5 protein-coding genes are annotated in these 11,060 nt (G+C 72.8%); 3 read left to right on the top strand and 2 right to left on the bottom strand.

The annotated features are described in order from the left end of the window. Nucleotides 1-56: 56 nt before the first annotated feature. The gene (locus ACFPQ9_RS23815; RefSeq protein ID WP_380856688.1) at nucleotides 57-3,509 is read right to left on the bottom strand and encodes a S8 family serine peptidase; all 3,453 of its coding nucleotides are present in this window, start codon (nucleotides 3,507-3,509) and stop codon (nucleotides 57-59) included. A gap of 577 nt (nucleotides 3,510-4,086) precedes the next feature. Between ACFPQ9_RS23815 and ACFPQ9_RS23810 the strand changes: the two genes are divergently transcribed. Further along, a complete protein-coding gene (locus tag ACFPQ9_RS23810; protein WP_380856685.1) occupies nucleotides 4,087-4,773 on the top strand; it encodes a polysaccharide lyase family 7 protein in 687 nt (228 codons plus the stop codon). A gap of 78 nt (nucleotides 4,774-4,851) precedes the next feature. After that, nucleotides 4,852-7,743 carry an AfsR/SARP family transcriptional regulator gene (locus ACFPQ9_RS23805; protein ID WP_380856682.1) on the top strand — a complete coding sequence of 964 codons (2,892 nt, stop codon included), beginning with the start codon at nucleotides 4,852-4,854 and terminating at the stop codon, nucleotides 7,741-7,743. Between the two features lie 28 nt (nucleotides 7,744-7,771). Here ACFPQ9_RS23805 and ACFPQ9_RS23800 read toward each other — a convergent pair whose 3' ends face one another. Further along, complete coding sequence (locus ACFPQ9_RS23800) at nucleotides 7,772-9,667, bottom strand: ATP-binding cassette domain-containing protein (protein ID WP_380856679.1); 1,896 nt, start codon at nucleotides 9,665-9,667, stop codon at nucleotides 7,772-7,774. A gap of 262 nt (nucleotides 9,668-9,929) precedes the next feature. On the opposite strand from ACFPQ9_RS23800, the gene ACFPQ9_RS23795 reads away from it, so the two are divergent. After that, nucleotides 9,930-10,958, top strand: a complete 1,029-nt coding sequence (locus ACFPQ9_RS23795) for an AraC family transcriptional regulator (RefSeq protein ID WP_380856676.1) — start codon at nucleotides 9,930-9,932, stop codon at nucleotides 10,956-10,958. Nucleotides 10,959-11,060: the final 102 nt, after the last annotated feature.

Below are 11,060 nucleotides of genomic sequence, written 5' to 3'. Positions count from 1 at the left end.
GAGAAGGCGGGGCCCGCGGACACGATCGTCCGTGGGCCCCGCCCCCGTGCGTACGGTCAGGCGAGCCCGTAGGCCCGGATCACCGTCTGGCGCAGCTTGTTGCCCCGTGTGTCGCTCGCCGAGACCCGCAGCGAGGCGAACGCGGAACGGTCGGAGGAGTTGAAGACGGCCACCTTGGCCGTGTTCCCCCTACGCTCCTGGATCCATGCCCGCGTCCAGGTGGCCCCGTCGTCGAAACTGACCTCCACGGACAGGTCCTTGAGGGTCACCTCGGGCGCCCCGGACTGCGCCGCGACCGCCACGTCGAGGGTCTGCCAGTCGAAGGACCGGCCCCGGCCCAGCTTGTCGAAGTCGGAGGTGACGTCGGCCTGCAGCAGCGGCACCCACTCCAGGCCCGGCGGCCGTTCGGAACGGAACGTCCACTCGCTGGTGAGCCGTGTGGCCGTGGTCGCCCAGGCCGGCGATCGCCGCGCGGCTAGGGTGAGTTCGTACGTGCCCGGGTCCTCCGGCATCGCGAACCACCCGATGCCCGGCAGCGGCGCCTCACCCAGGACCTTGCCGTCCCGCTTCAGTGTCATGTCCGCCTGCACGTACGGCAGTTGGAACACGGCTGCCGAGCCGTGCCCCTCCTCCGCCGGCGCGAACGCGCCCACAATGGCGGCCAGGGTGTCCCCGGTGCGGTAGACGCCGTTGGCGTAGCGGTGGGTGTCGAGGTCGGGGCGCAGCACGCCCTGGTTCCAGACGCGGGGCGTCGAGGTGCCCGCCGCGTAGTGTCCGGTGCCGGAGATGGCGCCGTCGCTGCCGCTGCCGGCGAGCGGGGTGCCCGCGGGACGCTGGAAGAGGTGTTCCGACCAGCGGGCCCCGGAGTCCGCCGTGCCGGGGGAGTAGAGCTCGGTGCGGGTGGCGGGCAGGGGGATGTCGTGCAGGATCCCGAAGATCAGCGCCTGGAGCGGCATGTACACCGGGCCGGCCGAGCGGGCGCCCGCGGCGGGCTTGCCCTGGGCCCGGTAGTCCGCGCGGACCGTGCCGAGTTCGGCGTCGCGGACCGGATAGTCGAGATTCTGCGGGATGCCGCCGCCGCGCGGTGCGTGCGCGAGGTAGTAGGTGTACGCCGCTCCCTTCGCCGGCAGCATCACGGCCGTGTGGCCCATGACCACCCGTGCGGGATCGGCCGCCCGCGGCACCGCGTACATCGGGGCGCGGGTGACGGCGCCGAGAACGAGGCCCCACTGGGACTTGTCGTCGTCGGACAGCATGCTGAGGTCCAGTTCGGTGTAGTGGCGGCGGGCGTCGGGCCGGTCCACCCGGTCGACGACCTCCTTGCCGCGGCGGGCGTCCAGGGTGACCGTCATCCCGTCGTGGTCGACGGCGAGGCGCGGCTGGGACTCCAGGGTCAGCGGCGCCTCCCGGGCGGGCAGTTCCGGGTCGGGGGTCGACAGGGCGCCGGTGAACGCGTAGTCGCCCTTGGGCAGCCGGACGGTGGCCTCGCCGTCGCGCAGCCTGATGTTCGGGTCCGCGTACGCGATGGCGTTGTGCTGGAAGGCGTACACGCCTTGCACAAGGTCGTCTCGCGTGGGGTTGCCGTCACGGTCGATCGCCTTGATCTTCACGTCGTACGACTCGGGCTCCACGACGACCCCCACGGCGGTGACCACGCGGACGCCTTCTCCCGTCGCGAGGACGCGGCCGCCGAACTGGCCCCATCCCCGCTGGTGGAACGCCGACGCCCGCAGCGTCGCCGTCACCTCCGCCGTGCCGTGCGCGGGCACGGTGATCCGGTCGGCGGACAGGGTGAGGCTGCCGTCCGGTGCGGGGCCCTTGTCGCCCTCCTCCTCGCTGAGGGAGGAGGCCAGGGCCAGGGTGACGTCCGTGTCGCCGGAGTTGCGGAAGCGCACGGTGCGGCGGACATCGGGGAGGTTCTGCTGCGGGTACGCGAGATGGCCGTAGGAGAGGGCACCCGTCTCCGCGAACACCTGTTGCCGCGTCGCGCGTGCCGCGTCCAGACGACCCGAGCCGGTGCCGAACACCGGCTGCGCGGCGCTCGGATCGGCGGAGGAGACCAGCGCCGCCTTCAGCTGCCGCCCGGTCCAGTCCGGGTGCCGCTGGGCGAGCAGCGCGGCGGCACCCGCGACATGCGGGGTGGCCATCGAGGTGCCGGTCAGGCGGGTGTAGAGCTCATCGACGGGCTCGCCGATGCTCGTGCCCGCCGCGCGGGCGGCGGCGATCCCGTCGCCGGGGGCCGCCAGGTCGGGCTTGACGGCATGGTCGCCGGGGCGCGGGCCGCAGCTCGTGTAGGGGGTCATCTCGTCGTCGGCGTTCACGGCGCCCACGGCCAGAGCCTCGTCCGCGGCGGCGGGTCCGCTGATCGTCGGCGCCCAGCAGTAGCCGTTGCCCGCGGCGGCCACGAACAGCGTGCCGTGACGGTCGCTGAGGTCGTTCACGGCGAGGGAGAGCGGGTCCCGGCCGTCGGAGGCGTCCTGGCTGCCGAGGCTCAGGTTGACGATGTCGGCGCCGCGCTCGGCAGCCCACTCCATCCCGGCGATGATCGCCGAGTCGTCGCAGTACTCGTCGGCGCAGACCTTGCCGACCAGCAGCGAGGCGTCGGGGGCGACACCCCGGTACGCCGTGCCGGGGCCGCCCGCGCCGCTGCCCAGGGCGATCGACGCCACATGGGTGCCGTGGCCGACCTTGTCCTCGGTGCCGCCGCTGTCGGAGAAGTCCCGGCTCTCCTTGATCCGTCCGGCGAAGTCGGGGTGCGTGGCGTCGAGGCCCGTGTCGAGGACCGCGATGTCCACGCCCTTGCCGGTGAATCCGGACTCCCAGGCGTCCGGGGCGCCGATCTGCTTGTTGCTGCGTTCGTCCATGACACGCACGCGCCCGTCCAGCCAGACGTGTTCCACGCCGGGCCGCAGCCGTTTGACCGCGCCTCCGGTGGTGAGCGCGGACCACAGGGCGCCGGGCTCGTCGGGCGCGGCCCGCAGTGCGGCGCCGTCCACGGCGGGGAGGCCGCGGACGGTGCGTACGCCGTCGGTGGTGCGTAACGACGCGGGAGGGGCGCCGCGGTAGGCGGCGATCACCCGGGCCGGACGGACGGCCCCGGAGGGGAGTGTCTCCGCTTGGCCGGTGACGTCGAACAGGCTCGGGTCGAGACGGCCGGAGGCCAGCAGGTCCGCGGCGTCCGCGGGGACGACATTCAGCCGGAGGCGGCCGCGGCGGTCCTTGGTGTACGACCGGAGGACGCCCACGCGCTCACGTCCCTCGGCGGCGCGGAACATGGCCTCCGGGCGTGACCCGGGCCGGGTGCTGACGACGACCTGGTCGCCGGTGATCAGGGTGACGGTGCGCAGGCTCGCCTTCGGCTGCTTGGCCGCAACGGCGTTCGAGGGGACGGCGGTTGGCGGGTCGTATGGCGTCTGCGCCCCGGCGGGGACGGTCAGCCCGACCGCGGCCAGCGCGCCCACCAGGGCGATGACGCCGCGTCGGTGCCAAGGACTGGCTCTGAAGCGCATGATGGTGCTCCCTCGAGGAGAGTGGGGGGGTGGCTCCGGAAAAGCGGAGCCCCGACGATCGGCACCGAACCCCGCCTGTCGCGCACGCGTCAACGCCGCTCGGGTCCCGGTGCCCGAACCAGATCTCCGGGTGCGCCCCACCCACCGGCCAGGACCGCCTCACCCCGGACTGAACCACGCCCGGACGCTTTGCCGTTGCGTCCATTCCGTGTCCATCGCGGGTCGGTTCAGCCGCGCGTCGCACAACTGCCGTGGTGCCGCTGCCGGGTCACGTCGACGCCGGGCGGCTCCCCGCGACGCGAGTGGAAGGCGAATGGAATGGCCCGCACCGTGCCGGTTCCTCCGCGCAGCCGGCCCATGCGCCGGTCCGCGGACGGCAACGAGGCGCGCCAACGGCTTCCGGCACCGCTCCTGCCAGGCCTGATGCCGATTCGGCCGCTCGGCGTCCGGCACGGGAGGCCCCCCCTCGCCTGGGCGGCGGGCCGTCTCTTGCGGGCCGGACGCGTCGGAGAACGACCTTGACCGCTCCATTGGTTCAGGCCAATGTGTGGCCCTTCCCCCCACGAGGAGCCCCCCCATGGACAGAAGGACCTTCCTTGCCGCCGGTGTCGCCGCCGGTTCCGGTATCGCGGCCGGACTGGCGACCGCGTGGCCCGCCGAGGCCGGTCCGGTCGGCGGTGGCTGGACCGAGGTGAGCAACGCGCACACCGTGCACCAGCCGACCGGCAAGACCCGCCACACCTACGACAGCGCGACCGGCGAATACCACTTCTGGCTCCTGGACACCGATCCGGTGCTCTGGCCGGAGAGTTCCTCAGGGCCACGCAGCGAGCTCAGGTTTCTCGACGAATACACCACGGGCTCGGCCCAGTTCGAGTGCGAGATGAAGATCACCAAGGGTGCGCACCGGGTCTGCGTCCAGCAGGTCTTCGGCGGCGCCACCTCCGCCACGGCCTTCATGACGCTGGCCATGAACACGAACAGCATCAACTACTACGACAGCGGCACCCGGATCCACACGCCCGTGTACGACCGGTGGATCCGGCTCAACGTCATCCACGACGCGGACGCGGGCAAGATCCACGTGTACGTCGACGGCCGATGGAAGAAGACGTTCAACGACCGCGGAGACGACAAGCACTACTTCAAGTGCGGCATCTACGGCCGCACAGGCATGTCGCGGCGCACGGACGTCCATGTGAAGAACATCCACCTCTACCGAAGGACGGGCGGTTCCTCGCTCTCGCTGCCGCCGGCCAAGTGACGGAGGGCGGGCTGCTCCTGCGCACCAGGGCCTATGCTGCGGCTCGTCCGCCTGGCAGGACGCGCGAAGGGCCGGGACGTGGTGTTGAGCTATCGGTTACTGGGGCCGGTCAGCGTCTTCGACGACGCCTCGGAGCTCGACGCGGGGCCGGCCAAACAGCGCGCGGTGCTCGCCATGCTGCTCTGCGCCGACGGAGCGTTCCTCGCCCGCCGTGAGATCGTCCGCGGCGTGTGGGGCGGATCCGCACCGGCCACCGCCTCGCAAGTGGTGGCCACGTACGTGGCCCGGCTCCGCAAGATCCTTGAGCCCGCGCGCGGTTATCGTGCCGACGCCACCGTGCTGCTCTCGCGCGGGGACTCCTACGCACTGCCCACCGACCCCGGCCGCTTCGACATACGCGCCTTCGAGCAGGCCGTGCACGGCGCCCGGCAGCTACGAGCCGACGGTGACCTCACCGGATGCGTGAAGGAGCTGGAGCGCGGACTCGCCCTGTGGCGCGGACCTGCGCTGGAGGGTGTTCCCGGGCCGCACGCGGCGCGGGAGCGACACCGGCTCGGGGAGCTGCGGCTGGCCGGACAGGAGGGACGGCTCGCCGTCCTGCTCGACCAGGGCGGCCACACCGAGGCGGTCCCCGAGCTGTCCGCGCTGGCAGCCGCCCATCCCGCGCGGGAGCGGATACGGGCATTGCTCATGCTCGCGCTGCACCGCACCGGCCGGCGGGCCGAGGCACTCGGCGTCTTCCAGGACACCTGGCGCACCCTCGCCGCCGAGACCGGCATCGAACCCGGCCGTGAGCTGCGCGACCTGCAGCGGCGTATCCTCGACGGCGACCCGGAGCTGCTGGTGACGCACAGGGAGCCCGTGACCGTCCACGCCGTGGCGTCCCAACTGCCGCCCGGTGTACCGGACTTCGTCGGACGGCGCGGCGAACTGGCCGCGCTGCGCCGACTGGCCGCCCGTGCGACGGGCACCGAGGCCGTCCCTCGGATCGCCCTGATCACCGGCCCCGGCGGGGTCGGCAAGAGCGCGCTCGCCGTGCACGCCGCCCACCGGCTCGCCGACCGTTACCCGGACGGCCGGCTGCATGTACGGCTCGACGGGACCCGAGCACGGCCCGCACGCCCGGAGGACGTCCTCGGCAGACTGCTGGAGGACCTCGGCGTTCCGCACCACCGGATCCCCGCGGGGCTGGACCGCCGCACGGACCTTTTCCGTACGGTCACCTCCGGGCGCCGACTGCTTCTGGTCCTGGACGACGCCCGGCGCGGCGCTCAGGTACGCCCGCTGCTGCCCGCCTCGGCCGACTGTCTGGTGCTGGTCACCAGCCGCTCCAAGGTCACCGACCTCGCCACGCGTAACGTCCTGCGGCTGAGCGCCCTCGACGAGCACGATGCCCGCGCGATGCTGCGCCTGGCGGTGGGGCCCGAGCGCGTGGAGAACGAGCCGGCCGCGGTCGACGCGGTGCTCCAGGTGTGCGCCGGACTTCCGCTCGCGCTGCGGGTGGTGGCCGCGCGGGTGGTGGACCGGCCGCCGGGCGCCTTCGCCGTCCTGGCCCGCAGGCTGCTGGACGAGGAGCGGCGCATGGGGGAGCTGGCCGCGGGGGACCTGGCCGTCGCGAGCAGCTTCCGGGTGAGCTACGACAGCCTCCCGAACACCGAGTCCGCAACGGCGTTCCGCCTGCTGAGCGAGCCGGCGGTGCCCGACCTCGGAGTCGCCGACGCGGCCGCCGCGCTCGACCTCCCCGAGGACCAGGCCGAAGGCCATCTCGAAACCCTGGCGGACGCCCACCTCCTGGAGGTCTTCCTGCCGGCCCCCGGGGCCCGCTACCGCTACCGCTACCACGATCTGCTCCGGGTCTTCGGCCGTTCTCTGGGACACGGCGCCGCCCGCCGGGACACGGTGACCGCGGTCCTCGCCCGCCTCGTCCCTTCCCAGATCGCCGCCGTACACGCCGCCGACCGACTGCTGCGCCCCGGGCACAGCACGGGCAAGGACTACCGAGGGCCGCGTGCCTCGTACGGCGAACACCGCTTCCGGACCGCGGACGAGGCGCTGACCTGGCTCAAGGCGGAGCGCGGCACGATACTCGGCGCCGCCCTGCAGGCGGCTGCGACCGGGGCGGTCGCGCCCGCCCAGTTGGCCGAACTCACTACCCTGCTGCGCGCCTTCCTGATGCGCTGCGGACACTGGCCGGACTGGGAACAGCTGGCCGAGGCGACGGTACGGCTGGCCCGCGCAGGCCCGGACCCCCTGGCCGAGGCGATCGGCAGGCTGGAGCTGGGAACCGTGGCCGCGGCCCGCCGTCAGCTGGGCCGGGCGCAGGCCGAACTGGAGTCCTCCGCGGAGCTCTTCGCCTCTTGCGGCGACACCCGGCGCCGGGCCCGCGCGCTGAACAACCTCGGCCTGGTCCAGCTGGACCTGGGCGAGTTCACCGCCGCCGCGGACTGTCTGGAGACCGCGCTGGACGTCCACCGCGCCGCCGGGCAGCGACTGGACACCACCATCGCCCTCGACAACCTCGCGCTGCTGAACCTTCGCCGCGGCGCTCTGGGCCGGGCCCAGGAGCTGTGTGCGGAGAGTCTCGCCATCCATGAGACGGACGGAACCACGGAGCTGGCCTCCGCCACGCTCAACATCCTCGGCCTCGTGCGCCACGGCCAAGGCCGGCACGCCGAGGCCGTGGAGTGCCAGCGGCGCAGCCGGGAGCTGGCCCGGGCCCAGGGCAATCTCTACCGTGAGGCGTTCGCCCTGCTCGACGCCGCCACCGCGCACCGGGCGGCGGGCCGGAACCGGGAGGCGATCGAGTGCGCCGAGCAGGGCCTGGGCATCAGGCGGGACCTCGGCGATCCGCACGGCACCGCCGCCGCGTTCACGGTACTGGCCGACGCCCTGAAGGCCGCGGGGGACGCCGACCGGGCGGAGGCCTGCCGTGCGGAGGCGGCAGCGGTGAGGACGGCCGCCGGAATCTGAACGGGCAGACATCTCCGCTCCACGTGCCTCACCGGTCCTGAGCCAGCGCGACGAGTTCCGCGAACAGGCCGCCGGCATGGGTGAGGTCCTCGTAGGTGCCCTGTTCGATGACTCGGCCTCGGGCCATGACGAGGATGCGGTCGGCGAGGCGGGTGTTCTCCAGCTGGTGGGTGACGACGATCGTCATGCGCTCGGCCGCGATACGCCTGATCTCCAGGAAGATGGCGTGCTCTCCGCGGGCGTCCATCTGTGAGGTCGGCTCGTCCAGGATGAGCAGCGGGGTCTGCCGGTAGAGGGCGCGGCCGCACACCAGACGCTGCCACTGGCCGCCGGACAGTTCGGCTCCGCCCCAGAGCTCCTTGGCGAGAAGCGTGTCGAGCTGCCGGGGGAGCTTCTCGATCGTGTCGCGCATGCCCACGGCGTCGACGACGTCCCACACCGGCGCGTCGTCGTGGGTACGCGGCTGGCCGAGGGTGATGTTCTCGCGGGTGCGCAGCGGCCAGCGGGCGAAGTTCTGCGGGACGAGTGCGGTGCGTTTCCAGACGGCGTCGGGGTCGGCCCGGGCGAGATCGGTGCCGTCCCACAGGACGCGGCCCTTGTCGGCGAGGAGGATGCCGGTGATGAGTTTGGCCAGGGTGGACTTGCCGGAGCCGTTCTCCCCGACGATGGCGAGGATCTCGCCGCGGCGGAGGGTGAGGGAGACGCCCGCGACGGCCGGTTCGTCCTTGCCGGGGTAGTGGTAGACGACCTCGTCGAGGCGGACCTCGTCCACGCGGTCGGGGATCGTCAAGTCCCCTCGATCGGGGGCGCGTTCACCGGCCATGTCGAGGAACGCCCGCATGTCGGCCAGGTAGAGCGAGGTGTGGAACATCGCGGCGCCATGGATGACGAACTGCGACAGCGCGGCCAGGGTGGTCTGGACGGCGACCACCGCGGTGGCCGCGACCGGCAGGGCGACGCGGCCGGTGGTGGCCAGCCAGGCGAGGGTCGCCCACGTGCCGAGAAGGAAGATCCCGCCGAGAGCGCCGGTGGACAGGTTGATGCGGAGCATGCGCGGGGCCGCGGTCAGGGTGCGCCGGTCGATGCGGTCGGACAGGGCGCGGTACCAGTAGGTGAGGTAGCCGGTCATGCCGTTGGCGCGGACCTCGTCTCCGAAGCCGGAGTAGGTGGCCCACCAGCGCATCATGGAGCGGACGTTGCGGTCGCCGAGGTTGAGGTAGTGGGTCTCGTAGTCGACGCGCGCGGACAGCACGGCTCCGGCGCCGGCCGGGAGTACGGCGAGGAGGAGCAGGGGCAGCATCAGCGGGTGCAGGGTGGTGATGACCCCGCTCGCGGCGAGCATACGGATCAGGGCTGACATGAACCGCTGGGCGTCCTGCACCATCAGCCGGGTGCGGGTGACGCCGATCTCCGCGGCCTCCTGCCGGTCGGCGAACCCGTCCTCGCCGTACGCGCTCGACTCCACGCGGCACACCGCCGATACGAGGGCGATGTCCGCCTCGGTCGTCAGACGCGGGGTGATCCGACCGTCGGCGTACGACGACAGGGCGCCGCTGGTCCGGGCGATGGCCGCGGCCGCCGTCACGACGATCAGCGCGGGCAGCGCGGTGTGCAGGCGTTCGGACACGGTGCCGGTGCCGAGGATGTGGGTCATCGCCCGTGCGGTGAACGTCAGGACGACGGCGGCCGCGACTCCGGTCAGCAACTGGCAGACGAGGAGCAGGACGACGCCGGTCCTGTCGACGGCCCACGCCCTGCGCGCCGTGTGCGCGAGCACCGCGGGCAGGCGTCGGCACATGGCTGTGAAACTGGCGCCCGCCAGCGGGTTCTTGCCGAACTTGCCCTCGAAGGCGATGGTGGCCGGGGGCGGCGGGGGAGGCGTCCCACCGCTTTCGGTCGAGGTGTCGGTCACGGTCACCTGCATCCCTCCTCGGGGCCTGGCCGCACCTGGATGGCTCGGCGTGCAGGGCATAACGACGCGACACGGGAATCGAACACGCTCGATTCCGGACGCGCGTCATCCCAGTCCCGGCAAGGGTTCGCACGCGTGGGCGCCGCCGTTGGGGGCCTTCGCCGGGCGGTGCGGTTGGCCGAATCGCCGATGCCTGAGACATCTGTGGCGTATGAGGAAGGGCGGCGCGGCCACGGCCCCGTCGACGGGCGCGCCATCCGCTAGGTTGCCTGGCATGCAAGCGTCGACCGACCCGCTGTCAGACGTCCTCGCCTCGCTGAACGTCAGGACCGGATCGCTGTCCGGCCTGGAAGCGTGGGGCAGTTGGGCGCTGCGCTTCGGAGTCCACGAACACATCAAGATCGGGGCCGTTCTCGACGGCTCCTGCTGGCTCGGCGTCGACGGGGCCGAGCCGGTACGCCTGGCGGCCGGGGACTGCTTCCTGGTGGCGGCGCGGGAGTCGTTCACGGTCGCCGCGGACCTGGACACGCCGTATCGCCGCGCGGAGGAGCTCTACGCGGCCTCCGACAGCCGCATCGTGCGGCTCGGGGAGGCGCACGGGGCCGCCGGCCGGGAGCGGACGCTCGTTGTCGGTGGCAGTGTCGACTTCCTCGACGCCACCGTCGCCCTCCTCCTCGACGGCCTGCCCCCCTTCTTCGCCATCCCCGCCGGGACTCCCGAGGCGAAGGCGATCCAGCCGCTGCTCGGGGTGTTCATCGACGAGGCGAACGCCGTACGCCCGGGTACCTCCGTGCTGTCGGAGCGGCTCACCGAGATCCTGTTCATCCAGGCGCTGCGGGCCGTCGTGTCGACAGCGGACCGGCCGGACGGGACGGCCCTGCCGGGCTGGCTGGGTGCCCTCGCCGATCCGCGGATCGGCCGTGCGCTGCTGCTGATGCACCAGCAGGCCGGCCATGGATGGACCGTCGCCGAGCTCGCCGCCCAGGTGAGCATGTCCCGGGCGAGCTTCGCCGCCCGCTTCAAGGAACTCGTCGGGCTGCCGCCGCTGGTCTACCTCCAGCGCTGGCGGATCCTGGCCGCCGGCCGGGAGCTGCGCCGCGGTGAGCCGACCGTGGCCTCGGTGGCCGCCGCATGGGGGTATGCGTCGGAGAGCGCGTTCAGCACCACGTTCAAACGGGTCACCGGGCTGTCGCCGGCGCGCTACCGCAACGCCCCGCTCGCGGCGGTGCCCGCGAGCTGGCCGGCGCTTCCCTTCCGTGTGCCGACGGCCTTGGACGAACGCGCAAGTAATCCGGACGCTTGACCATGGCCCGCCCGATCCGCCGCCCGTAGCGTCGCGATCAGCCGTGCGGACGGCCGGGTCGCACCGACCACGGCCCGGACACGGATCAGTGGAAGGCGGAAC

It is taken from the genome of Streptomyces coerulescens, assembly GCF_042657965.1.
GTDB classification, from domain to species: domain Bacteria; phylum Actinomycetota; class Actinomycetes; order Streptomycetales; family Streptomycetaceae; genus Streptomyces; species Streptomyces coerulescens.
Note: the sequence above shows the minus strand (reverse complement) of the source record. Positions and strands in the feature narration are given on the sequence as shown.

What these genes read in the sequence shown, in the direction of transcription:
- ACFPQ9_RS23815 (WP_380856688.1), bottom strand. Translation starts at nt 3,509, where the DNA reads ATGCGCTTCAGAGCCAGTCCTTGGCACCGACGCGGCGTCATCGCCCTG.
- ACFPQ9_RS23810 (WP_380856685.1), top strand. Translation starts at nt 4,087, where the DNA reads ATGGACAGAAGGACCTTCCTTGCCGCCGGTGTCGCCGCCGGTTCCGGT.
- ACFPQ9_RS23800 (WP_380856679.1), bottom strand. Translation starts at nt 9,667, where the DNA reads ATGCAGGTGACCGTGACCGACACCTCGACCGAAAGCGGTGGGACGCCT.
- ACFPQ9_RS23795 (WP_380856676.1), top strand. Translation starts at nt 9,930, where the DNA reads ATGCAAGCGTCGACCGACCCGCTGTCAGACGTCCTCGCCTCGCTGAAC.